The following is a 24,255-nucleotide window of genomic DNA, read 5'->3' as shown; positions in this document are numbered from 1 at the left end:
TGCTAAAAAAAGAAGGATTTCTCCTTCTAATATTATAAAGCTCTATATTTAAAATCAAAAATATCGTTGTGCTAGATGTATCGTTCTTGTTATTATTACTATCTTTTACCCAATTTACCTAACTAATAATTTATTTTGTATATTCTTTAATTAATGAATTAATATTTGAAAATCTAAAACCTAATTTTTTAGCAAGAGCTGTATTTATTTGGTAACTTTCTACATCATTGTACGGAGCAATTTCTGTAGTCTTTTTTAAAAATAACTCAGAAATATTTTTATCAAGAACATTTTTATTCGGCTCTAGTATTGATAAAATCTCATACATTGATAAAACCCCATCGCTAGCAGCATTAATACATCCCTTAAAATTATTTACATCTTTTAAAAATGCTAGAAATTTCCCAGCTTCTTTAGAATCTACGAAACTCATCTTATTTTTTATATTATTTACATATAAATTTTTCTTTTCTCTATAACATTTTATATACTTAATCAATCTTCCTGTATAATCATCTTTTCCTATAACAAATGGGAATCTAACACAAATATAGTTTATATCATTAAATTTTTGTAATATTGCAGCCTCAACAAGACGTTTCCCTTCTGCATATTCAACTTCATTTCGTTTACAATTAATATATGGATAAGTTATTGAATCAAAATCAGTTTCTTTTACATCTCCTTTTAAAGGATTGTAAACAGATGTAGAAGACGTAACAATATATTTTCCACAATGAATATGTGGTAATAATATTTCTATATCATTGGAACAATATGCCAAGTTATCATATATTACATCAAAATATTTGTCACTAAGGTTATTAATTATACTTAATTCATCATGTCTATCCAATCTAATTCTTTTAACTTTATTTCCAAAAGAATCACTAGTTAACCCTCTAGTTGCTATTGTTACATCACAATTACTTTTTAATAATTCATCAACCAAATGAATACCAAAGAATCTCGTACCACCTAAAACTAAAACTTTCATCTTACTTTCTCCTTTAATTTAAGACTATTTTGTAGTGTAGTATTTGTATTTTGTGATTGATGAAATATCGTTGATATTAAAAGATAATACATTTGTTTTTTATTTATTTCTTCCATTTTCTTTTTATATTTTCCCTTTCCTTTTTTAAAAATGCATCATACAAATCAATTTGTAATTTATTAGCTATTGAAAATAAAACTATTAATACATCCGCAATTTCTTCTTCAATAGGAGAATAATTATTTATTTTGCATCTATCAATTGGTAAACTTGTTGAATCCTTTCTAATAGACTTTGCTAACTCACCCACTTCTTCCATTAATAACATTAATTTTAATTCTATTGACTGATTGTTGAATCCTCTAATTTCTAAAACATTATTAATATAATTTTGTAGTTCCACTAATGATGTACCTTTCTTTAAATCATTGAAATATTCTTCTTGAGTTTTCATATTACTCTCCCCCCTCTTTTTCACATAAAATTAAAATAATACTTTGCTTTATAAGTTCATTATACTCCAGACAATGCATAAAGTTGAATAAATAACATAAAATAGTTTTTTATCTAAAAAATTGTCTTACTGTTAATTGATAAATTTTGATCTAATATTCACCAAAATTAATTGATTTTCTCTAAACATAAATTGTATCATAGCTATCAATTATTCTTAATATAAACATGTTTAATTTTATATTAATACTGACTAACAATTAGAAACATATAAAAAAAGAAGGATTTCTCCTTCTAATATTGTAAAAAGATTTCTCTAATTTCATCACGATCATGTGTTTGTGTTAAAGCAAGCATGAGTAAAACTCTTGCTTTTTGTGGTGATAATGTATTTGAAGAAATACATAAATGATGTGGATCAAAAATTTCATCATCAAACACAATACCTTGTGAGATACGTGAAGAACGTACAAAAATAGTTCCTTTTTCTGAAAGTTCTTCAATTGCTTTTAGCCATGCTTGGCTATAATTTCCACTTCCTGATCCCGCAATAACAATCCCTTCATGATTATTTGCAAGATCATATAAGATTTTAGCATCCGCACCACTGTAATAAAAAGCAATCGCTACACTTTTAATCGAATCAATACGTTTATTAAAACGTGATTTTACCGTATGAATCTTACTTGTTTGTGTATAGAAATAGACTTCTTGATCTTGCATATATCCTAAACATCCTAGTGATCTTTGATCAAATGCATCGATTTTAAAGTTATTGACTTTTTCAATATCTCTTCCTGAATAAATCGTATTAGAAAATAATGCTAGAACACCTCGATTATAGGATTCTCCATGACATGCTAAACAAATAGCTTGATAAAGATTAAATGGACCATCTGCACTCGTTGCTGTTGCTGGACGCATTGCTCCTGTTAAAACAACAGGCTTTGGTGTATTTAATGTCAAAGTTAAAAAATAAGCTGTTTCATCTAAAGTATCTGTCCCATGGGTAACGACTGCACCATCAATGGTGTCATCAGATAAGATTTCTTCGATGTTATTTTTTAAAATCAACCATTTTTCATGTGTCATTTCATTACTATCAATATTCATTAATTGATATTCTTTAATATGTGCGACTTCATTAATTTCTGGAATTGTTTCAATAATTGAATCAATATCAATTTCTCCTGCATGATAAGCTGCTGTTTTTCCTTTTTTACCTGTACCAGCAATCGTACCACCTGTTGCCACAATAGCAATTGTTTTCATATATCCTCCTTAATAGCGTATTTCAAATGATTTTTCATTTTCTTTAATACTTAACAAATGATAATGAATTTGTTCAATTTCAATAAAAGGTTGTTGATACAATTTTTCTATCATTCTTTCAATAATCATACCTTTTCCTTGAACTTCCATAGAAACCGAACCATCATATTCATTTTTTACAAACCCCGTTAATTTTAATTCATTTGCGATAGAAAAGCAACGAAAACGAAAACCAACACCTTGAACTCTGCCTTTAAATAAATATTTTCTTCTTTCCATAAAAAATAACCGGTTTCCCCGATTATTTTAAACTATCTAAAATATCTTTCATTTTAAAGGCAAGTCCTTGGCATTTTTCAATTGAAAGAGAACATAAAGCAACACGAATACCTTTATTTACTTTAATTGTATAAATATCTTGAGCAATCATTGCTTCATGGAAACGTGTTAATAAATCATCATCTTCTACTTTTAAAGTCACAAAGAAACCTTCTTTATATGGATAATACGCTAAACCACATTCATCTGCTTCTTTTTTAAAGACTTCACATCTTTGTCTTAATAAATCTACATATTTTGCTTTTTCTGCATTAAATTCATCTTTATGTTCTGTTGTTACTTTAACAAAGTTTTCCATTGCTGCATTAGGAATATTTGACCAAGAAGCTCTGGCATGTTTTTCCATCAAGATTTCAAGTGATCTTACATCTTCATGATTTTTCGCTAAAATAACAGCACCACCACATCTTAAACCATAAGAAGTTAATGTTTTAGAACAAGAGAATGCTACAACAATCATGACTTGATCATTCATACGATTAAATGCATTCATATAATCTCTTGATCTTTCTAAGTTATAAGAATAGTCAATATAAGCAATATCATCTAAAATAATAACAGGTCCTTCATTTGATAATTCATTACAAAAATCAATCACTTGATTCCATTCTTCAACTGTCATAGAATATCCTGTTGGGTTATGACATGGATCATTGATAATCGCTAAAACTTTACCTTGTCTTGCCATTACTTCACGACAAGTTTCTTTAAAGCTTGTAATATTGAAAGCATCCCCATCAAACATTTGATAGGCTTGTACTTTACAATTAGCAATCGTTGCCATTGATTTATAATTACCCCAAGCAATATGAGGAATAATTAAAGTTTGACCTTCATCTAAAACATTTAAAATAGTAGAACTAACGGCTCCTGATCCTCCAGGTGTTCCGATAACACTATGACATAAATCAAGTTTTGTATCTTGTACGACCCAATTATAAACCTGTTGTCTAAAGTTAGGATTTCCACTAAAACTTGAAGCATATTTTGCTTTTGTTCTATTATCTAAACTGTTATACGTATTAAATACGGTATCTAATGCAACTAAATTTCCATCTTCATCATATAATGAACCAATTGTCGCATTGACAATATTTTCTTTTCCTTTTTTAGCAATTGCATCATTTGCTAAACTTACGATTTTAAAAACATTATCAACAATTGGTTGATGATCTATATTTTGTCTAATAAATTTTTTCATCATACATACCTCTCTATTTCACTGATTTTATCTTATCACACTTTAATAAAAAATTCTCTAATTTTAAAGATTTTTTTAATTAAATACAATCTATCTTATCTTCCTTGTTCCATCTAAATTTTGATAAGCCATCCAAATCTTTTTAACAAATCGATGTGGTAAAACCTTCATCCCTAATATTTGTATTTTATTTATCGTTCCATAAAGGGAAACATCTTTAGAACTTTCCATATCTTTAATTGCTTTTTTTATGACATCTTTTGCTTGATATACTTTTCCATAACGGATAACCACGGGCTTTTTATCTTTTTCAACAGCACGATCAAAGAATTCTGTTTCAACCCAATAAGGACAAATAGCTAATACATGAATCCCTCGATACTTCAATTCTTCATTTAATGCCCTTGAATAATTAAGAACAAAAGCTTTAGAAGCAGCATAAATATTTAAATAAGGAATTGGCATGTAGCCACTACATGAAGCAAAATTAACAATATGACTTTCTTTATGCATATAAGGTAAAATAGTATTTACCATTTTGACAACTGCCAGCATATTTAAATTCATCATATTTTCAATTGTTTCTGACGACATATTTTCATAATGATCTAATTTTCCATAGCCTGAACAATTAACAAGAACTTTCACTCTTGGTTTTTCTTTAAATAAAGCTTCCTGAAGTATTTCAAATGATTCTTTTTGTGTTAAATCTAAAGCAAGTACTTTTACTTTTGTTTCTAATATTTCTTTTAGACTTTCCAGTCTTTCCTTTCTTCTAGCAATAACCCACAATTCATCAACTTGATATTTCTTTTCAATTTGTCTAGCAAATTCTTTTCCCATACCAGAACTTGCACCTGTAATTATCATTATTTCTTTCATTGTATCACCACATTTATTATAGTTTACAAACAGGTAAAAGAGAATGAATTTTTTCATAAAATAAAAAAGCGCTTACATTTTATGTTTATATGATAAAATAAAGATAACGAATATCAATCAAGGAAGGAAATGTTTATGAAAAAAAATCGTAGTCTAAACTTGAAATATGCGGGAAGTCAAATCTTTTATTTTGCTGCTTTTGCAGCAATGATGGGTTATGCCTCTGTCTTTTTATTAGATAAAGGTTGTTCTAACTCACAAATTGGGATTGCTTTAGCTCTTTCAAGTATTATCGCTGTTTTATTACAACCTATGCTTGCCTCTTTTGCTGACAATCATAAAAATATTGAAATTAGAAATATTATGGCTCCTATCATTTTAGTGGTTATCGCATTATCAGCCATCCTTTATCTAATTCCAGGAAGTGCTTTATTTGTTTTATTTTTAGTTGTTACTATCTTTTCAATTATGTCATCAATTATGCCACTGATGAATTCTCTTGCTTTTGCTTTTGAACAACATGGTATTGAAATTAACTATGGTCTTGCTAGAGGTTTAGGTTCGGTAGCTTATGCCATTGCTTCTTTAGCTTTAGGACATATTGTTGAAAGTTTTTCTCCAGGTATTTTACCTCTTTTCTATATTTTATTTACTGTTTTATTATTTATTGTTGTTAAAATGTTTGTTTTACCAAAAGAGTTTAAAAATGATGTTGAACAAGTAGAAACACCACAAGAAGAAACTGAACAACTTTCTTTTGGTAAATTCTGTATGAAATATAAAAAATTCATCTTATTTTTAGTAGGATTCGTCCTTGTTTATTTTGCTCATACCATCATTAATAACTTCTTTATTCAAATTATTACAAATATTGGTGGTACAAGTGCAGATATGGGAAATGCTGTTTTCGTAGCAGCTATGTTAGAACTTCCAACAATGGCATTCTTTTCTAAAATGTCTGAAAAAATCAATTGTGGAACCCTTATCAAGTTTTCAATTTTAATGTTCTGTGTCAAACATGCCCTTACATATTTTGCGACAAATATGATTATGATTTACCTTGCCCAAGTATGTCAAATGTTTGCCTATGCTTTATTTATTCCTGCTTCTGTTTATTATGTCAATGAAAAAATTGCCTTAGCAGATCGCGTTAAAGGACAATCTTTAGTTACTACTTCAATGACTTTATCTGGTGTTTTTGCAAACTTCGCCGGAGGAATTATGCTTGATGCTTTAGGTGTTGGTCATGTTTTACTTGCTGGTATCATTTTATCTATTGTAGGAGCTGTTATTGTTATTTTAACGACAGAAAAAGTTTAAGCGACTCAACATTGAGCCGCTTTTTTTATAAGCTTATTTCTTTCTTCTTTTGTTAGAAAACGGTAATTTCCCTCTTTTAATGAAGAATCTAATTGTATTTGATCAAAAGAGATTCTTTTTAAAGAAACCACTTCATTATTTAACGATAAAAACATCTTCTTTATTTGATGATATTTCCCCTCTTGAATCGTTACATAACACCAATAATCATCAATGATATCCATCTTTGCTGGTAGACATTGAATATTTTCATCAATAACAATCCCCCTAGCAAAAATCTCTTTATCCTTTTTACTTAGTCTCCTTTTAGCTTCGACCAAATAAACCTTATCTACATGATTTTGAGGTAATAAGAGTTTCTTTAAACTTTTATCATTTGTGAGTAGAAGTAAACCTGTCGTATCTCTATCTAATCTTCCTAAACAAAAACAATCTTTTTCTTCTATTAAATCAATAACACATTTTTCTTTTTCATCTTTATTTGCACATATATAACCTTGGGTCTTATTAAGCATGATATAAGTAAAAGGTTGACTATTTAGTATTCTATTTTGATATTCTATGCAATCATCTTCTGTTATTTTTCTTTTAGCATCTGTTTCAACAAGGCCATTTACTTTAATTAAGCCATGCTTAATGAGAGTTTTGCATTGTTTTACATTACCTAAATGATTATACATTAAAACATAATATAAATCTTTCATATTATCCCTTATAATTTTCCTTCAAATATTGAGCTACACTCTCTTGATCATGATGTCCTATAACACCTGTTGCCTTTTCTTTAAGTTCTCGACAAGCATTTTCAACAGCATAACTTTCATCAGCTATTTCAAACATAGAAAGATCATTTAAACCATCACCAAACACAACTACTTTATCACAGTTTAAATATTCTTTTAATTGTAAAATAGCGTGCGCTTTTGTTGCCTTTTTTGGTAAGATTTCTAACCACCAATCTTGGCTATAAATATCTTTAGAAAATAAGCATTGATAATAATCTTTTAAATCATGATAAAAACCTTCTAAAAGCTCTTTTGAAGCAATGCATGTTATATAAAAGACATTTCCTTTAAAAAGATGGTCTTTTATAGGATTTTTTCTTTGATCATTTCTTGTGTTTATAAAATCAAGTTGTTGTTTTGTTATTTTATCAGGTATATAACTAAATTTTTCATAGTTATTTCTAAAAGCATAGACAATAGGATAGAAGTCTTTTTGTTTAAAATAGAAAGATAAATCATCCACTTCTTCTTTTAAAAAGAAATTAGAAACAAGAATTTCTTGGCTTTGATTATCAATAACAAAAGCCCCATTATAAAGAATTAAAGGAATTTTAGCAGTTAATCCTTTTGTTGCTGGTTTGGCTGAATAATAAGATCGCGCTGTAGCATAAGAAAACAACATACCTACATCTACTAATTGATTAATCACTTGATTAGTATAAGATGAAGTATGTTGTTTACTATTTAAAAGTGTTCCATCTAAATCAGAAACATATAATATTTTCATCTTATCTTATAAAATTTGTATTTCTTTTCGTATTTTGAGGAATATCAATTCCTGCTTTTTTACCAGCTTCAATACACTTTAACATCCATGCCATATTTTTACCTAAAGCATACATTGTATCTAATCCTTCTTTGTCTTGTTCTACTTCTTCTACGGTATTTCCATGAACTTCATTCCAATACATAGAAGAAACAATTGGCATCTGTGAAATACTAAAATATTTATTTAAAACATCCATACTTGTAACACTCCCTGCTCTTCTTGAAGAAGAAATCGTAGCAGCTGGTTTATGAACAAAAGCTGCTTTTCCACTATAAAAAATACGATCCATAAAACTTTGAACCTTTCCAGTTGGATGAGCATAATAAACAGGTGTTCCAAAAATAAAACCATCTGCCTCCTTTGCCATTTCTACAAATTCATTAACACAATCATCAAAAACACATTTACCTATTTTAGCACAAGTTCCACAAGCAATACAATCTTGTAATGGAACATTAGGAATATGATAAATGAGTGTTTCTATTTCCTCTTCCTTTAATGCTTTTTCTACCTCTTCTAAAGCTCTATTTGTACACCCCTTAGGATGGGCTCCTCCATTAACTAATAATACTTTCATTCCTTTTTCCTCCTATTTTTATTGTAAATCACTCTTTATAATATGACAAATAATTATTTGTATAACTTGCTATAAAAAAAGAAATCACTAGAATTTCTCAAATCTTAAAATATTTTCAATGTGGAACGACACAACTGCAAATACGCCTACCCTTTTTACATATGATAAGTACGTATGGTCAATCGTATCTACTACATTATTTAACGATTGAAAAGTTATCGTTAAATGTTATGAGTTCGGATAATTCCCCTTTAGCAACCCATTTCTTCGCATTGTCCTTATCTATCAAGGATAGCTCTTACCTCCTGTTCCAAAACACATCTCCCTATTTTTATAAAACTATTTTTTAAGCCTAACACCTAATAGACTTTCAATGAAATCACGAGTACACTTGCGTTTCAACTTGCTTTGATTTATCTGATTGTGATAGTTTTCAAACTCCAGTAACAAAATGCCAATAGCTTTTTAATCACTTTTTTCAAAAAGGCAAAAAAATAGAACGTCTTGTTTATTTCCATACGCTCTATCTCACATTTCATATTAAATTTTTGAATTCTACAAACTGGAGGTTCTACTTCTTATTATAAATTGTCCTCTCGAATCTCAGATAACGACTGTCCTGAAAGATCAGCTTTCTTTCATCTCCTTCTGCAAGCATCCCATACTTTTTTCCATATACAGAAAACTCCATCCAAGCACCACTTTCCACCTCAAAAATAACGTAATAAGACGTACTGGTGGTACTATGATACCCGTGGACCGCTGAGATGTCTCCTCAACCTGGATCGTACTCTGTCGCTTGGCAGCCACTCTGGCTTCCACCTTTAAACAGAGGAAAAATTATTATTTTTATTCCAACTTCTTGTTCCACTTATAAATATAACTAGAATCATCACCAATATCAGTAAAAACATAACTGAAAAAAACAATCATCATATTCTTAAACTTTCATCCTGCAACTTCCGATTGAGATTTCACCTGTTTTAAGAGAGCTAATAACTGTTATATTTTGTTATCAAATTCTCCGCAAACCCTTGAAAACACTGGATTTGTCGCAGGTGAGCTTTCCCTTATTGTTTCCCTTGTGTTATATCTTCCCACCAGTGTTTACGAACTCTGATAAGGGAAAATACAAGGGCAAAAAAATTATATAAAACAGTATAACACAAAATAAAAGTGACATGGTGGACTGATTGAAATGCTTCTGATTTTTGAAACTGATGATTGAGCGATAAGGAGATAAGATACGATGAGAACAATATTTGCAGAATACAATCCACAGTGCAACAGTATTGATGTTTATACCAGTGCCGGCTATATGCTTCGCATTGACTGCTGGGAAGCCGAAAAGGATTTAAAAACCACACCCGGATCAGACTGTGCATTGACTTCACTTGCAGCCGATGAACCACTTGAATATGCGAGATTATATCTTGAGGGCAATTGACAGATGTGGGTAGATACAGAAGATTCATTAGAGTTATAAACTGCAAGCAGCCTGTATGCTTCATTACATACAGGCTGCTTAATCAAATTTATTATAATTGATGATAAATCGGTTGCATTTTATCAAAAGTACAAAACTTTTTGAAGCCAAGTGCTTTTAATTCCTATTTTGTCTCATTAATAAACGTTCCCAGGTGTTCTGGTTTATGGCTGTCGCTTCCGATGGTGAGTATTTGCCCACCCAATTCCCAATATAATTTTAAAATATCCCTTGACGGAGTGAGATCAGACAATCCATATCTGTAACTGGAAGTATTTACCTCAATTCCTTTTCCGTCAGCAATAACTGTCTTTAAAATTTTAGGACAGGCAAGTTCATCAAGCTGTATTTTAAACATATAAAAAATTGAGAAGACGACAGTTTACATCATCGTTTTCTCAATATCCTATTTATTCCCTAATAATGTCCCCGTTCTTTCACATAACATCTGATTCCGATATAAACCATATGTACCAGCAGCAACAACGTAATGAGATTTATAGGAATAACTGATTTTATCTATTCCCCAAGGTAAATTGCAATAGCTGTACTCGTTATCGCCACTATGCTACTGAGGATATCCCAGCAATATTTGCTATCCCTGATACCTTATTCTTTCAACCAGCGTTTCCTTTTTCAGATTACTGCTTAAAACGAGGGAAAGCACAATCTGCAAAAGACCGACCAGCAAAATCATAGCAAGAATTGGTGTAATTGGAACATGATAGATATTCATTCCAAATATTCCATTATGTTTTGCATAGGAAAAAAGTGCATAACCGAGCGGCAGACCAATGATCAAAGCTACGCATATGGTGCCAACCGTAAAAATCAGTCCCTGTAACTGCAGGCATAAATTTAATTGTTTATTTGTCATACCCACAGCCTGTAATACACCATATTCCTGCTTTTTTGTCGTAATATTCATAATCATGGTGTTTGCCATATTCATAAAACCGATGAGTCCTACAACCGCCATAAACAGATAACAGCCAAGCTTCATCATGCGAGCTGCTAATTCTGCAGATTGTAACTGTGCATGATAGGTATCCATTTTTATATGCGAAGCATTAGAAATCAAAGTATTCAGACTCTGTTCCACAGATGCTACATCTTTTTTATCACAGTCCACCCACAGATAGCCATAGGCTGTTCCTCTCAGATTCATGGAACGGTATACACCTTCCGGAATGACAAGATAAGTGTCCGCACTTACAAAGGATCCTGCAATCTTTCCCTGATAGGTATAGGTTCCACTTCCATTCTCAAAGTTAAATGCAATGGATTCTCCCGGAGTATATCCATCTTGTTCCATCCACGTCGACCAGCCAAAGAAAATATCACCATTCTTTACCGCCTGTTCATAGTCCATAGAGCCAATATCCCCGTCCTGGTGCATAAAATCAAAATCCTTTTTACTCACAATAGCACCCGGAAATCTCGTTCCGTTCAGATTTACAGAGACAATCTCTCTCGTCATGACATCTGTCACTCCCGGAATGCTTTTGATTTCTTCAATCAGCGAATCATTCAATGGATTGTCCGTCAGAATCGTATCCAGATTATTCTCCGGATATCTTTCATCATACTCAGCAGAATAGTCAAGCTGCAGTTCGAATTGTCCATGATTAACGGAAAGACGTGCTTCATGCTCCGTGTCAATATTTCCGACATAATTAGAGATAATCACAAACAATGTGCAAGAAAGCCCCATTGTGAGGATGGTACCAATGGTTCTTTTTGGATTACCCGTCACATTTGCCATTGCCATAGAAAACACAGTGACATTTTTTCTGCCAATTCGCTTTCCCTTTTTTTGTGTTTCTGCATTTTCTAAATACCGTGTTGCTTCGATAGGTGAAATCCGTGAAACAATTTTCATTGGTTTACGCAGTGCCAAAGCAACGGTAAGAAATGATACGAAAATACATAGAAGCATAACAGGCAGGGAATATAGTGGCACCTGCTGATTTTGGACTCCCATAGAGCCAATTCCGGTTGATACAAAGTTTCCCTGTTCTACCAGCCAGTTAAAACCGCATTTTGCAATCAGAAAGCCAAAAAGCAATCCAACTGGTATTGAAAAAATTGTCAAAAAAATGCCCTCTCTGAAGATCAGTTGTTTCATCTGCTTTTTTGTCGCTCCCAGAGCCTTAATTTTTCCATACTCCTGTATCTTGTTGGCAATACCGACCTGAAAAATATTATAAATGACCACAACAGAGAAAAGTACAATTGCAAGAATCAGAATTCCACATACCGCAATCATTTCATAACTCGGCTGCAAGACCCATTGCAAATAGAGATCATTGACTGTAACGTTTTTTTCTTCGATCCCACAAGCTGCTGCAATCTGCTTTATAACCGAATCAATATTATTCATAGATACATTTGCCGAATCATTTAAAGTAAAATAAATATTATACTGTCTGTCATTCTCTGCGACGTGCTCATCATAAAACTCCTGTGACCCGAAAGCAACATAAGATGCCTCGATGGTATACTCATCCCGATCATATAGGATTCCGCTGACAACAAATTCTTCCGGCTTATATTCTGACTGCATCCCTGCGCGGTAATCCAGTGTAACCGTATCTCCGATTTTTACATCATCATATCCCATTGCACGAAAGAATGCTCTTCCTGCGGCAATTTCCTGCGTTCCCCCCGGATACTTTCCTTCCTTCAACTCATATTCTTTATTATAAGGAAGCATTTTTCTTGCAGTCTCATCCATGCAGACAAACCCGCCTTTTTCATTGCCTTTTATGATACCTTCGGTGCACATAGTGCCTGTAGCATCTATTTCCGCACGGCGGTTTACTTCTTTTAACTGCGATCCGTCTGCGGAAACAAACAGACCATAATTGCTTCCATATGATCCTGCCGCCTGACTTTTCTGCAAACGGATCATTCCATTTCCCACAGTACTGATAATCACAAGCAGCATCGTAGTCAGACAGATTGCCATCATGATCAGTATACTTCTTGTCCTGTTCTTTTTGTCATTTCTATATGCAATCCTGCTTATTGTCTTCATCTGAAATCCACCACCTGTCCGTCCTCAATCACCAGAATACGGTCAGCGACCTGTGCAATTTCGTCATCATGGGTAATCATTACAATTGTCTGTCCATATTTTTTTGCTGTCATCTTAAGCAGAGCGATTACCTCATCACTGGTCTTAGAATCAAGATTTCCGGTCGGCTCATCCGCAAATATAATTTCCGGACGATTCACCAGTGCTCTTGCAATTGCTACTCTCTGCTGCTGTCCTCCGGATAACTGATTTGGCAGATTATAAATCCGATTTTCAATCCCCAGAGTTGCAATAATATCATTTATATACGCTTCATCCACTTTTCTTCCATCCAGCCCCAGTGGCAGTACAATATTTTCCCAGACATTAACAGATGAAACCAGATTAAATGCCTGAAAAACAAATCCGATTTTTCTTCTACGGAAAACAGCAAGGGCATCTTCCTTCATCCTGTATAAATCTTTCCTTGCTAAAGTAACATTGCCTTTTGTCGGGGTGTCTAGCCCTCCAAGCATATGAAGTAATGTGCTTTTACCGGAACCTGACTTTCCAACAATTGCAACAAATTCTCCCCGCTCAATCTGAATATCCACCTGATTGACCGCTTTGACCTGATTCTCACCTGCGCCATAAAACTTACAAAGCTGCTTAGTTTCTAATATCACACTCATGTGTTTTGCCTCCTTTTCATCCTACATTCAAATTGTATCAGGACAATCTTTCATTTCACTTTCAAAAAACGAGCAGAAGTCTTACAGAATTGTAAGATTTCTGCTCACTTAAAATTTAACCAACATATGGTAATTGAATTACAAACGTGCTTCCTTTTTTCTTTTTGCCGGAGGTTACCGTGATCGTACCTGCGTGTTTTTCGATAATTTCTCTCGATAGAAAAAGTCCGATTCCTGTACCACTCTTTTCCATGACCTCCCTGGAACTTCCTCTATAAAATCGTTGAAAAATTTTGTGATACTCATTCTGCGGAATACCAATTCCCTGATCCTCAATTTCCATTCTTACAAGATTGTTTCTTTTTTGCAACCGAATAAAAATTTTTGAACCACACGGACTGTACTTGACTGCATTATCCAGAACGTTGATCACAGCTTCACCAAGCCACCTTTTATCCTGCATAATCGTGCATGTTTCCAGCTCTTTTTCATAGTCAAAAACAAATTCTATCTCTTTCTCATCCGCTTTGGGATAAGTACGGTTCACAGCAGATATGACAGTATCCATAAGCGGAAATTTTTTCTTATTCATCTGAATCAGTCCAGTTTCCATCTTGGATATTTCAAGAAGCGACTGCAATAATGTCTCCAGGCCATCCAGAGCACTCCGACAACGGACACGAAACTCCTCCTGTTCTGTGGCACTTAAGTCATTCTGCATCAGCACACTAAAGCATATATCTAAAGCTGCAACCGGTGTCTTTAACTGGTGAGAAATATCAGAAACCATTTCCTTCGTGCTCTCTTTTTCTTCCTGTGCTTCTTCCTTTAGCAACTGAATATGATGTCCGATTGCTTCAAGTTGATCATTCAAATTTTCCAGTTCTGTGTGATTTTCCGTTTTCAGTAAATCATCAAATTTATTTTCACGGAATCTGATCAGAATTTCTTCCAACTGGTCTAAAATTTTCTGATGACACGCATCTTCTTTTTTCTTCCAATAAAGTAAAAAAGTAAAAAGAAGCACGCATATCACAGTGCTTACAGCACCGGTCACCATAACCTGATGCTGGAATTGCGAATAAAATGCATTCCCTTTATTTCCCCAGTATCCATATTGCTCCAATAATTGCCTTCCCTGTTCGCTAGTTTCAATATCCTTATCCTTAAGCAATTCCGAAACAGCATCCAGCCCGGAAAATTCTTCCTTTGCAACAATCTCTGTCATAAGATTCATTTTATATTTATAATCTTCATAAAACACATACGTGGTAAAGCAATTTAATATTGCAAACAATATTATGACAGGCAATACCACAGAGAGCACTACTGTGATCTTCTTGCGATATCTCTTTGTCACTGCCTTACCTCCTGATTCCATATATACCCAAGACCCCTGATATTCTTTATATAGACCGGTGCAGCCGGATTGTCTTCAATTTTCTTACGGAGTCTTCTGATATTGACAGCGATTGTATTTTCATCTACAAAATCCCCTTCCAGATCAAACACATTTTCCAATATTTGTGTTTTTGAAAGAATCTGTTTCGGATTCTGAAGAAAAAAAGTCAGCATTTTCAACTCCGTTTTTGTCAGACTGATTTCACGACTCTTTATCAGGACTTTCATTTCTCCTGCGATAAATACGATATCTCCCGAAATCATCTTTTCGGCTTCCGTTTTCTCCTGTCTGCGGCGGAAATATGCTTCTATTTTCAAAAGAAGTACCGAAAGACTAAACGGCTTTGTAATATAATCATCTGCCCCTGCTTCATATCCCATGACCTGATCCATCTCCTGATCTAGTGCTGTAAGACAAATAATGTATGTATTATAATTGCATCTCATCCACCTTACAAATTCCAGTCCATTCCCATCCGGAAGATTCACATCACAAATGGTAACATCCACATTATGATCACTTGCAATTCTTTTCGCTTTTTTCATTGATTCTGCTGAAAAAACCTCATATCCGGATTTTTTCAGTGAGAATGTAATTCCACGATTTAAATTTTCATCATCTTCAACCACGAGTATACCTGGCATAGCATCTGCACCTCCCTTTATTAATTATTCATCTTAAAATGCTTCAATGCCTCCACAATTGCACTCTCTTTATCTTCTGGACACTGCGGTTGCCTGCTATCTTCATTTTTAGGTAATTATAATTCTTTCCAACCTCAATTCCGCATTTTCTCTGTTAACAACTTCAATCTCACTTGCCTTAAAGGTGTTTTTCCGTTCAGTGACGATTTGAGTGGCTTTTATGGGTTTATCAAAATCCTTTATTGCAGATATGAACAATTTGAGATTTTCCCACCCAGCCTTCACTTTTGATTTTGCCATTGGAACTACTTTCTCTTCTATCCATATCTCCGCTTTTTCAGTTCCATACTCAAGTAGCTGAGTGGTTGCATCTCTAATCACGGGAACAACAACTTCATCAATAAGTCGTTCTCCAAGAGAACGCTCCGCTTGTGGGACAGAAATGTATTCGGTTCTTATTAATTCTTCTTCATCGACTTCCAGCAAATCAACGGGACCATTTAAATCATTATTATCATCGGTGAATTGCAATGCAGATTTCGTACCATCCGGATTCACCTTTGTATTTAAGTGACTGCCATTGTATTTAAGTGACTGCCATCTTTACGAACTACTCTATAAAGATTCTCGTCTGTATGTTTTTCTGCCATATCAAAACCCTCCTGTCATCTATTCCACTGCCAAGTATGCCACTTAGTATCAAGTGGCTTGAACTGCGGTCGACTCTGGCAACAATCCTAGTGCCACAACCTCTGATATCTAATCCACAGCCTAAACCCTACCGCTATTCTCCAACTACTCAATTTTTCTCCAGCCAGGCAGAAAAGTAGATATGTTTCCATATAAGAAAACCGAGCTTTCCGCAAGTCTTCTTACGATGATACCAACCTTACAAAAAGCCCGGAAATGCGCTACTTTTCAGCACTTAATTTTATTTTCTTGACAGCAAACATACAGTCTCCACATGGAAAGTATGCGGGAACATATCTACTGGTTGGCAATGAGTAATTGTATAACCATGTTCATTTAAATATTTAGCATCTCTTGCTTGTGTAGCCACATCACAAGAAATATAAATAATTTCCTTTGGACTTGCCTGTATGAGATGTTCTAAGAATTCTTCTGAACATCCTTTTCTTGGTGGATCAACAAAAACAACATCTAAATGGGTATTTTTCTTAACAAGCTCAACCATATATTTTCCAGCATCATCACAGACAAATTCTGCATTATCTATTTTATTAAGTAAAGCATTATTTTTAGCATCCTCTATAGCTTGAGGAACAACTTCGACTCCATAGACTTTCTTTACATGCTTTGCAAGTGAAAGGGTAATGGTTCCAATTCCACAATACGCATCTAAAACAACAGAATCTTGATTTATATGAGCTAAATCAATCGCTGTTTGATAAAGTTTTTCTACTTGAATAGGATTGATTTGATAGAATGATTTTAAGGAAATTTTATATTGATTGTCTAATAATGTATCATAAATATAACCTTTTCCATACAGTATCTTTTCTTCATCACCTAAAATGACATTATCATGTCTTTCATTAATATTTTGAATAATGGTTTTAATATGTGGAAATTCTTGAATAAGTATTTCTACAATTTGATCAATATGCTTGATTGTTTTTTGATAGGTAATAAAACAAAGCATAAATTCTTCACTATGATAGCCTTTTTTTGTAAGAATATGTTTAATATTTCCTCGATGTGTTACTTTATCATAAGGTTTAATATTGTACTCTACAAAGAGTTCTTTCACTCTTTGAATCACTGCATTAGATTCTTCATTTTGAATCAAACATTCATTACAAGCAATAATATCATTGGTTTTTTGTTTATAAAAACCTGTAACAAGTTGTCCATTTTTATCATAGCCTAAAGGCATTTGTACTTTATTACGATAATACCATGGATTTTCTTGCATTAAACAAGGTTGAACATCAACTTCTAAATGTCCAATTCTTTCCATACAATCCTTTACTCTTTTTGTTTTAAATTCTTGTTGTCCTTTACTTGATAAATGCATTAAATGACAACCACCACAGCCTTGATAAATATGACATTTAGGATTCACTCTTTCAGGTGAAGGCTTTTGTAATTCAATTAATCTTCCTACTCCATAATTTTTTAACATTTTAATACATTTAATTTGTCCAACTTCCCCTGTAATCATGCCATTTACAAAATAAGTAAATCCTTCATATTTAACGATTCCTTTTCCATCATGAGACTGATCAACACATTCTCCTATAAAATAATCATTTTTCTTCATTTTTTCCTCCAAAAAAACGAGCTGAGCTCGTTTATTGATTATTATTTGCGGCAGCTTTATTTGCTGCATCGACTTCTGCTTGTCTTTGAATTGCTTTATCTGCTGATGCTTGATCTTTAACATTTTGACCTGTATAGGTAATTGCATCAACACCTGCATGTTTTGTTCCAAATAATGGGAAATCACTTTCACCATTAGATTTTACAATAATTTCTAAATCATATTGTAAACGTCCATTTGCTTTATTTAAAAGTTGTGACCATGCAGCACCATCTTCTTTACTTTGTCCCATTGCGTCATCAAAAGTATGCAAAGAATTTTCAACTAAAGATTTAGCAGTATCAACTTGAATATTATCTGATAATTGATAAGTAAGCTTAATTGTACGACAACTAACTTTAATTGCAACATCTTGAATATTTTCATCTTGTTCTATTTGTGATTCAACTTGAGTAATTGCATTTTTATCAACAGATAATAATTTCACACATCTTTCTCCATAAACAGGTCCATTATTATTTCCTGAAAAAACAAAAATATAAAGGAAAAAAGCAACTACTGCAACAACAAATAAAGTTAAAACAACATGCCATATTTTAAGCTTTCTCTTTTTCTTTTTTGGTTTAGCCACCTTTTTCTCCTTTACTTCATCATCAAATGTAAATTTCCCTGTATGATTTGCATGAATATCATTATTTGGTTTTAATTCATCTTTATCAAATTCGATTGTATCATCAAAAGAAAATCTTTCTCTTGCCATTCTTTCACCTTCTCTTCTATCATTGTATCAAATGTCTATCATTAATACAACAATGTACTTTGTGCATCCTTTCCAGCATTTTTAATCACAACAGCTTTCAATCCATCTTGATCATTAATCACTGCATAACTATCAAATCCAGAAAAATGATTATCCATTTGGTCTGCAACTGTTTCTACTACATAAATAAGTTCTGTATAACTTTTTACACTCGCAGTAATTTGAATTTTTAAACTTTGAATTGAACCATCTTTATATTTCCCATAACCTACAACACCAACAGCTTCAGTTGAAGCATTTTTTACATTGTTTTTAAAAACCGAAAATTGTGAATATAGAGCTTCATCTGCTTTATTTGCTTCATCACTTGTAAAAATATAAGTAGCATAATCTAAAGATTTAATATTTCCAACTTTTCCATTTTGACAATAACTACTATAAATAAAGCGTCCATTATAACTATTTTCTTCACTGTCATTTTGACGATAAACAGCAATAAAAGTAGGAATATCTTTCACAGATTTTTTTGTTTGTAAGTACTTATACAATCTAGAAATCGTTTCTTTTGCGTAACTGTCTATACTTCCTTCAGATAAAGTTGCATTCGTTCCACCTTTTGGATCTAGAATAATCGCTATAGACATTCCTTTTAAAGTATACTTATCTCCACTTTTTTCATAATAATCTTGTTCACTAATATTTTCTACCATCTTATTAATTTCTTGACCATCAACTAATTCTCCATTTAATGGTTGTAAAGAATATTTTTCTTTCTTTAAAAGTTGATTTTTATCATTTTGAACAAGTTGTAGACCCTCAGACATATAATAATCTGAAGTAGAGAAATAATCTGTCGATAAAGCTTGTAATTCTCTTCCTATTGTTTGAAAATCTTCAGAGGAAGAAAAATCTTGATAAAAAGTTTCTCTTACAAGATTCGTTCCTAAATTAACAATAGGATAAAATGAATCATCTAAAGAATCAGTAGATGATGTATCTTGGCTACTTTTTGTTTCTTTTTTACTTGTTTTTGACGTACATCCTGTACAAAGAAGTAAACATAATATAACTGTAAATAGTTTTTTCATGAGCACCCTCCTTTTTTGGCACATTATAGCATAAAATTATGATTTTATCATTTCCATAAACATTTCTTCCGTTAAAACTGGAATATTTAAAGATTGTGCTTTTGTAAGCTTACTACCTGCATTTTCCCCTGCTAATAAATAGGTTGTCTTTTTAGAAACGGATCCAGAAACTTTACCACCATTATTTTCTATTAAAGTAGCTGCTTCTTTTCTAGATAATGTAGGAAGTGTTCCTGTAACAACAAAAGTCATATTTTCTAATATAGATGAACTTTGAGTATCTTCAATTTCCATCTTTAATCCATAGTGCTCTAATTTATGAATGATTTCTTTATTCTTTTCATCTTTAAAATAATCAATTAAAATTTGTGCACTGGTATCACCAATATCATTGACTTCAATAAGTTGTTCATAAGAAGCATTCATCAATTGATCCATCGTTTTAAATTTCTTCATTAAAGATTTTGCAGCAGATTTACCAATATTTGAAATACCTAAAGCAGTTAAAACCTTCGTTGCATCATTTTCTTTACTTTTTTCAATGGCATTTAATAAATTATCTGTACTTTTAACAAGACCAATTACCTTTTTATCTAAAAGTTCTTGTCTTTTATCTTTTAAAATATAAATATCACTGACATCATGAATATACCCTTGATCTATTAAAGTTTCAACATACGATAAACCAAAACCTTTAATATCCATGGCATCTCTTCCTACAAAATTAACAACATTTCTAACTAGTTTACTTGGACATGTAGGATTAGAACATTTAATATCAACTGTCCCCTCTTCTTGATACGTTGGTGCCCCACATACAGGACACGTATTTCCTATTTGATAAGGAACACTTCCTGCAGGTCTTTTATCTTTATTGACACCTTTTACTTTAGGAATGATTTCTCCTGATTTATAAACAATGATTGTATCGCCAAGACGTACATCTAAACTATCAATAAAATCTTGATTATGAAGCGTTGCTCTTGAAACCGTTGTTCCACATAAACGGACTGGTTCAAAGATAGCTGTTGGTGTAATTCTACCTGTTCTTCCAACTGAAAGTTCTATATCTAAAAGCTTTGTTTCTTTTTCTTCTGGCGGATATTTATAAGCCACGGCCCAACGAGGCACTTTGGCTGTTTGCCCTAATTGTTGTCTTTGTGCATAGCTATCAATTTTAACAACGGCACCATCTATATCATAGCCTAATTGATCTCTACTTTCACCAATCATCTCAATAGCTTTCCATACTTCTTCAAAGCTATGACAAATTTGATAATTATCAATGACTTTCATTCCTTGAATTTTTAAATATTCATAACCTTGACTATGACTCGTAATTTCTTTTCCTCGAATATCTTGAATATTAAAAATAAACATAGAAAGGTTTCTTTGTTTTGTAATACGACTATCTAATTGACGTAATGTTCCTGCCGCACAGTTTCTAGGATTTGCGAAAGTTTTTTTATTATTAAGCTCTTGAATTTCATTTACTTTATCAAAGGCCTCATTTGTCATATAAACTTCACCACGTACTTCAAGATATTCAATAGGTTCCTTTAATTTATTTTTAACATCTTTGATTACTTTAGCATTAACGGTTACATCTTCTCCTTGAATGATTCCATCTCCACGAGTAATAGCCGTTGTTAAAAGACCATTTTCATATCTTAAAGCCATTGAAAGACCATCAATTTTATATTCAACAACAAACACAGGATCAACTAACGTCTCTTGCATTGATTCTACAAATTCTTGGACTTCTTCTTTAGAAAAGACATCTTGTAAAGAAAGCATAGGCACACGATGTCTGACTAATACACCTGCTTCTCTTTTAGCACTTCCTCCAACATGTTGTGTTGGTGAATTTGGTGTGACAAATTCAGGATGATCCTTTTCTATTTTTTTAAGTTCTTTCATCATCATATCATATTCATAATCACTTATTTTTGGATCGTCTTGGTTATAATAAAAATCATTATGATATTCAATTGTTTTTACTAATTCTTCATATCTTTTTAAATCATCCATATTCTTACTCCTTTTTAAAATCTTTTTTATTATAACAAAATAATACTAAAAAGAGAATTCTAAGAATTCTCTAATTTGTAAGTTTTTTTAATGCTTTATGATTGGCCATTAAAGACTTCAGTCCTGCTGGAAGCTCAAAAGCAATATCTAAAATATTCTTATTGACCTTAACAACAACACCCTTACCAAAAATATCATGATTTACAAGGTCTCCTACTTTCCAATCATCAACTTTATTATCTCCAATTAATTCTGCTTTAGACACTGTTTGTTTAGGTACATAATCTGTTGTTTTAAAACGAGGCTTACTTCCGCTATGAATAATTCCTTCATTTCCTACTTCATCAATGAAACGACTAGAAATTTTAGGTGAATCTGTTACAAAACTAAATCCTTCACTATCTGTTAAGAAAAGCTGTTTTCTCGCTCTTGTAAAGGCTACATATGCGAGTCTTCTTTCTTCTTCAAGACCATCATCTCCATCTTCAGCTAAACTTCTAAAGCTTGGGAAAATTCCTTCAGATAAGCCTAAAACAAAGACATAATCAAATTCTAGACCTTTAGCCATATGAATAGACATTAAAGAAACATATTGCCCTTGATCAATAGAATCATTATCTGTATATAAAGAAATATCTTGTAAATAATTTTCTAAAGTTGGTGCATCCTCATGAGAAACTTGAAAATCATAAATAGAACGTTGTAATTCATGAATATTATCAATTCGATTATCTTCTAAATCATTTTTTAACATATCGATGTAGCCTACATCAATCATTAATTGTTCAAACATTTCATGTAATGGTAAAGTTGAACGTCTTGCTTTTTCAATTGCTTCAACTAAAATTCGCACTTCTTTTTTAGATTTATTAGATAGTCTAATTTCATCACTATGAAGCGTTAAAGCATCATAAAGTGAAATTTGATGATTAAGTGCTACTAATTGAATATTTTCTAATGTTTTTTTACCAATACCTCTAGCTGGTGTATTAATAATTCTTTCAAACGCTAAATCTTCTTGATTACAAACAAGTCTTAAATAGCTTAAAGCATCTTTAACTTCTTTACGATTAAAGAATTTTAACCCCCCAAAAATACGATAATCAATTCCTTTACGAATCAATACTTGTTCAATCGTACGTGATAAATAGTTTGCACGATATAAAATTGCAATATCACGATAATTAACCCCATCTTGATTATTTACAATATCTTCGATTTTATTAGCAATCCAATTAGCTTCCTCTTCTTCACTTTTAGCAACATGGTGAATCACATCTTCTCCACCTGTTTGCTTTGTAAAAAGATTCTTTTCTAAACGTTGACTATTTTTACGAATTAAATTATTTGATACTTTTAATATATTTCCAGTTGAACGATAGTTTTGATCAAGAATAATTGTTTTATTAGGTTTGAAATCTTTATCAAAATCTAAAATAAAATGAACATCTGCTCCTCTAAAGCTATAAATTGTTTGATCAGGATCTCCAACGACACAAACAATGGCATATTTTGATAATAATTGAACTAAATGATATTCAATTTCACCTACATCTTGGAATTCATCTACATGAATATATTGGAATTTTCTTTGCCATTTTTCTAATATATCTGGATAATTATCCAAAATATAAACTGCTTTTAATAATAAATCATCAAAATCTAATAAGAAATGATCTTCTTTATAGTTTTCATAGGCTTCATAGACTTTTGCTTTTTTGAGTTCTCCTGAAAATTGTCCAGCTAATTCAATAGCTCTTTGTGGAGAAACTCTTGCTGTTTTATATGAAGAAATTGTATTGATCATACTTTTAATAGAAATAACTTTTGCATCTATTTCTAATTGTGTATAAAGCTTTTTAATAAGTGCTTTTTGATCTTCTTCATCCATAATTGTAAAATTACTTGGATAATTTAAAACATTAATATGTTGTCTTAAAAATCTCACACATAAAGAATGAATCGTACAAATAAGTGTTCCACTTCCATGAATACCTACAACTTCATTCACTCTTTCTTTCATCTCGTTAGCAGCTTTATTGGTAAAAGTAATTGCCAAAATAGAACGAGGATCAATTCCTACATCCTGTATTAAATGTGCAATACGATAAGTCACAACTCTTGTTTTTCCAGAACCTGCCCCCGCAATAATTCTTAAGTGACTATCTAAATACGTTGCTGCTTCTTTTTGATTTTTATTTAACAATGTATCTAAATCCATTTATTTCACCCCTATTTATCTTATTATATTACA

At 32.1% G+C, this 24,255-nt stretch carries 23 protein-coding genes; 2 read left to right on the top strand and 21 right to left on the bottom strand.

The annotated features are described in order from the left end of the window. Positions 1 to 130: 130 nt before the first annotated feature. The 6 genes from C7U54_RS01025 to C7U54_RS01000 all read right to left on the bottom strand — a co-directional run bounded on the left by C7U54_RS01025 (position 131) and on the right by C7U54_RS01000 (position 5,144). Positions 131 to 997 (bottom strand): NAD-dependent epimerase/dehydratase family protein, encoded by an 867-nt coding sequence (locus C7U54_RS01025; RefSeq protein ID WP_107028974.1) that lies wholly within the window; start codon positions 995 to 997, stop codon positions 131 to 133. A 103-nt stretch (positions 998 to 1,100) separates the two neighbouring features. Beyond that, the gene (locus C7U54_RS01020) at positions 1,101 to 1,451 is read right to left on the bottom strand and encodes a MazG nucleotide pyrophosphohydrolase domain-containing protein (protein WP_022002811.1); all 351 of its coding nucleotides are present in this window, start codon (positions 1,449 to 1,451) and stop codon (positions 1,101 to 1,103) included. A gap of 293 nt (positions 1,452 to 1,744) precedes the next feature. After that, a complete protein-coding gene (locus tag C7U54_RS01015) occupies positions 1,745 to 2,722 on the bottom strand; it encodes an asparaginase (RefSeq protein WP_048923304.1) in 978 nt (325 codons plus the stop codon). Between the two features lie 9 nt (positions 2,723 to 2,731). Next, complete coding sequence (locus tag C7U54_RS01010) at positions 2,732 to 3,001, bottom strand: acylphosphatase (RefSeq protein ID WP_107028973.1); 270 nt, start codon at positions 2,999 to 3,001, stop codon at positions 2,732 to 2,734. A gap of 22 nt (positions 3,002 to 3,023) precedes the next feature. Further along, positions 3,024 to 4,265: an aminotransferase class I/II-fold pyridoxal phosphate-dependent enzyme gene (locus C7U54_RS01005; protein WP_241522551.1), complete on the bottom strand. Its 1,242-nt coding sequence runs from the start codon at positions 4,263 to 4,265 to the stop codon at positions 3,024 to 3,026. Positions 4,266 to 4,352: 87 nt separating this feature from the next. Beyond that, a complete protein-coding gene (locus tag C7U54_RS01000; protein WP_162297477.1) occupies positions 4,353 to 5,144 on the bottom strand; it encodes an SDR family NAD(P)-dependent oxidoreductase in 792 nt (263 codons plus the stop codon). Positions 5,145 to 5,279: 135 nt separating this feature from the next. Here C7U54_RS01000 and C7U54_RS00995 point away from each other — a divergent pair, with 135 nt between their 5' ends. Next, positions 5,280 to 6,464, top strand: coding sequence for an MFS transporter (locus C7U54_RS00995; protein WP_022002816.1), 1,185 nt, complete (start codon positions 5,280 to 5,282; stop codon positions 6,462 to 6,464). A gap of 5 nt (positions 6,465 to 6,469) precedes the next feature. Here the strand turns inward: C7U54_RS00995 and C7U54_RS00990 are convergent, their stop codons facing one another. The 4 genes from C7U54_RS00990 to C7U54_RS00975 form a co-directional block, all read right to left on the bottom strand. Continuing rightward, positions 6,470 to 7,168 (bottom strand): pseudouridine synthase, encoded by a 699-nt coding sequence (locus C7U54_RS00990; RefSeq protein ID WP_230308135.1) that lies wholly within the window; start codon positions 7,166 to 7,168, stop codon positions 6,470 to 6,472. 1 nt (position 7,169) lies between these two features. Then, positions 7,170 to 7,976: an HAD family hydrolase gene (locus tag C7U54_RS00985; RefSeq protein WP_107028971.1), complete on the bottom strand. Its 807-nt coding sequence runs from the start codon at positions 7,974 to 7,976 to the stop codon at positions 7,170 to 7,172. A gap of 1 nt (position 7,977) precedes the next feature. Then, on the bottom strand, positions 7,978 to 8,595 hold the full coding sequence (locus tag C7U54_RS00980; RefSeq protein ID WP_022002819.1) for a flavodoxin family protein: 618 nt from the start codon (positions 8,593 to 8,595) through the stop codon (positions 7,978 to 7,980). Between the two features lie 571 nt (positions 8,596 to 9,166). Continuing rightward, the gene (locus C7U54_RS00975; protein ID WP_241522550.1) at positions 9,167 to 9,304 is read right to left on the bottom strand and encodes a DUF2500 family protein; all 138 of its coding nucleotides are present in this window, start codon (positions 9,302 to 9,304) and stop codon (positions 9,167 to 9,169) included. A 540-nt stretch (positions 9,305 to 9,844) separates the two neighbouring features. Here C7U54_RS00975 and C7U54_RS00970 point away from each other — a divergent pair. Then, a complete protein-coding gene (locus tag C7U54_RS00970) occupies positions 9,845 to 10,042 on the top strand; it encodes a DUF6061 family protein (protein ID WP_107028969.1) in 198 nt (65 codons plus the stop codon). 456 nt (positions 10,043 to 10,498) lie between these two features. Here C7U54_RS00970 and C7U54_RS15060 read toward each other — a convergent pair whose 3' ends face one another. The 11 genes from C7U54_RS15060 to C7U54_RS00915 form a co-directional block, all read right to left on the bottom strand. Next, positions 10,499 to 10,588 (bottom strand): DUF6040 family protein, encoded by a 90-nt coding sequence (locus C7U54_RS15060; RefSeq protein WP_270590916.1) that lies wholly within the window; start codon positions 10,586 to 10,588, stop codon positions 10,499 to 10,501. 88 nt (positions 10,589 to 10,676) lie between these two features. Then, entirely contained in the window at positions 10,677 to 13,121 is a 2,445-nt protein-coding gene (locus C7U54_RS00960; protein ID WP_107028968.1) for an ABC transporter permease, read from the bottom strand. Next, positions 13,118 to 13,792: an ABC transporter ATP-binding protein gene (locus C7U54_RS00955; protein ID WP_107028967.1), complete on the bottom strand. Its 675-nt coding sequence runs from the start codon at positions 13,790 to 13,792 to the stop codon at positions 13,118 to 13,120. Before C7U54_RS00955 ends, C7U54_RS00960 begins: the two co-directional genes overlap by 4 nt. Before the next feature lie 115 nt (positions 13,793 to 13,907). Next, positions 13,908 to 15,152, bottom strand: coding sequence for a sensor histidine kinase (locus C7U54_RS00950; RefSeq protein ID WP_206603561.1), 1,245 nt, complete (start codon positions 15,150 to 15,152; stop codon positions 13,908 to 13,910). Next, positions 15,149 to 15,838 (bottom strand): response regulator transcription factor, encoded by a 690-nt coding sequence (locus C7U54_RS00945; protein ID WP_107028965.1) that lies wholly within the window; start codon positions 15,836 to 15,838, stop codon positions 15,149 to 15,151. Before C7U54_RS00945 ends, C7U54_RS00950 begins: the two co-directional genes overlap by 4 nt. Before the next feature lie 108 nt (positions 15,839 to 15,946). After that, a complete protein-coding gene (locus C7U54_RS14515) occupies positions 15,947 to 16,396 on the bottom strand; it encodes a hypothetical protein (protein WP_155522438.1) in 450 nt (149 codons plus the stop codon). 373 nt (positions 16,397 to 16,769) lie between these two features. Then, positions 16,770 to 18,122, bottom strand: a complete 1,353-nt coding sequence (gene rlmD, locus C7U54_RS00935) for a 23S rRNA (uracil(1939)-C(5))-methyltransferase RlmD (RefSeq protein ID WP_107028964.1) — start codon at positions 18,120 to 18,122, stop codon at positions 16,770 to 16,772. 31 nt (positions 18,123 to 18,153) lie between these two features. Continuing rightward, complete coding sequence (locus C7U54_RS00930) at positions 18,154 to 18,882, bottom strand: hypothetical protein (RefSeq protein WP_052010904.1); 729 nt, start codon at positions 18,880 to 18,882, stop codon at positions 18,154 to 18,156. Between the two features lie 41 nt (positions 18,883 to 18,923). Then, positions 18,924 to 19,970, bottom strand: coding sequence for a CamS family sex pheromone protein (locus tag C7U54_RS00925; protein ID WP_107028963.1), 1,047 nt, complete (start codon positions 19,968 to 19,970; stop codon positions 18,924 to 18,926). Positions 19,971 to 20,006: 36 nt separating this feature from the next. Further along, entirely contained in the window at positions 20,007 to 22,001 is a 1,995-nt protein-coding gene (ligA, locus tag C7U54_RS00920) for an NAD-dependent DNA ligase LigA (protein ID WP_107028962.1), read from the bottom strand. Between the two features lie 70 nt (positions 22,002 to 22,071). Next, complete coding sequence (locus C7U54_RS00915; protein ID WP_107028961.1) at positions 22,072 to 24,222, bottom strand: ATP-dependent helicase; 2,151 nt, start codon at positions 24,220 to 24,222, stop codon at positions 22,072 to 22,074. Between the last annotated feature and the right edge of the window lie 33 nt (positions 24,223 to 24,255).

This window comes from Faecalibacillus intestinalis (assembly GCF_003024685.1).
In the GTDB taxonomy this organism is placed as follows: Bacteria; Bacillota_I; Bacilli_A; order Erysipelotrichales; family Coprobacillaceae; genus Faecalibacillus; species Faecalibacillus intestinalis.
The sequence above is the reverse complement of the archived record's forward strand: the minus strand, read 5'-3'. Positions and strand labels throughout refer to the sequence as shown.

Coding starts and splice junctions, on each gene's coding strand:
- C7U54_RS01025 (WP_107028974.1), bottom strand. CDS start 997: ATGAAAGTTTTAGTTTTAGGTGGTACGAGATTCTTTGGTATTCATTTG.
- C7U54_RS01020 (WP_022002811.1), bottom strand. CDS start 1,451: ATGAAAACTCAAGAAGAATATTTCAATGATTTAAAGAAAGGTACATCA.
- C7U54_RS01015 (WP_048923304.1), bottom strand. CDS start 2,722: ATGAAAACAATTGCTATTGTGGCAACAGGTGGTACGATTGCTGGTACA.
- C7U54_RS01010 (WP_107028973.1), bottom strand. CDS start 3,001: ATGGAAAGAAGAAAATATTTATTTAAAGGCAGAGTTCAAGGTGTTGGT.
- C7U54_RS01005 (WP_241522551.1), bottom strand. CDS start 4,265: ATGATGAAAAAATTTATTAGACAAAATATAGATCATCAACCAATTGTT.
- C7U54_RS01000 (WP_162297477.1), bottom strand. CDS start 5,144: ATGAAAGAAATAATGATAATTACAGGTGCAAGTTCTGGTATGGGAAAA.
- C7U54_RS00995 (WP_022002816.1), top strand. CDS start 5,280: ATGAAAAAAAATCGTAGTCTAAACTTGAAATATGCGGGAAGTCAAATC.
- C7U54_RS00990 (WP_230308135.1), bottom strand. CDS start 7,168: ATGAAAGATTTATATTATGTTTTAATGTATAATCATTTAGGTAATGTA.
- C7U54_RS00985 (WP_107028971.1), bottom strand. CDS start 7,976: ATGAAAATATTATATGTTTCTGATTTAGATGGAACACTTTTAAATAGT.
- C7U54_RS00980 (WP_022002819.1), bottom strand. CDS start 8,595: ATGAAAGTATTATTAGTTAATGGAGGAGCCCATCCTAAGGGGTGTACA.
- C7U54_RS00970 (WP_107028969.1), top strand. CDS start 9,845: ATGAGAACAATATTTGCAGAATACAATCCACAGTGCAACAGTATTGAT.
- C7U54_RS00960 (WP_107028968.1), bottom strand. CDS start 13,121: ATGAAGACAATAAGCAGGATTGCATATAGAAATGACAAAAAGAACAGG.
- C7U54_RS00955 (WP_107028967.1), bottom strand. CDS start 13,792: ATGAGTGTGATATTAGAAACTAAGCAGCTTTGTAAGTTTTATGGCGCA.
- C7U54_RS00945 (WP_107028965.1), bottom strand. CDS start 15,838: ATGCCAGGTATACTCGTGGTTGAAGATGATGAAAATTTAAATCGTGGA.
- rlmD (WP_107028964.1), bottom strand. CDS start 18,122: ATGAAGAAAAATGATTATTTTATAGGAGAATGTGTTGATCAGTCTCAT.
- C7U54_RS00930 (WP_052010904.1), bottom strand. CDS start 18,882: ATGGCAAGAGAAAGATTTTCTTTTGATGATACAATCGAATTTGATAAA.
- C7U54_RS00925 (WP_107028963.1), bottom strand. CDS start 19,970: ATGAAAAAACTATTTACAGTTATATTATGTTTACTTCTTTGTACAGGA.
- ligA (WP_107028962.1), bottom strand. CDS start 22,001: ATGGATGATTTAAAAAGATATGAAGAATTAGTAAAAACAATTGAATAT.
- C7U54_RS00915 (WP_107028961.1), bottom strand. CDS start 24,222: ATGGATTTAGATACATTGTTAAATAAAAATCAAAAAGAAGCAGCAACG.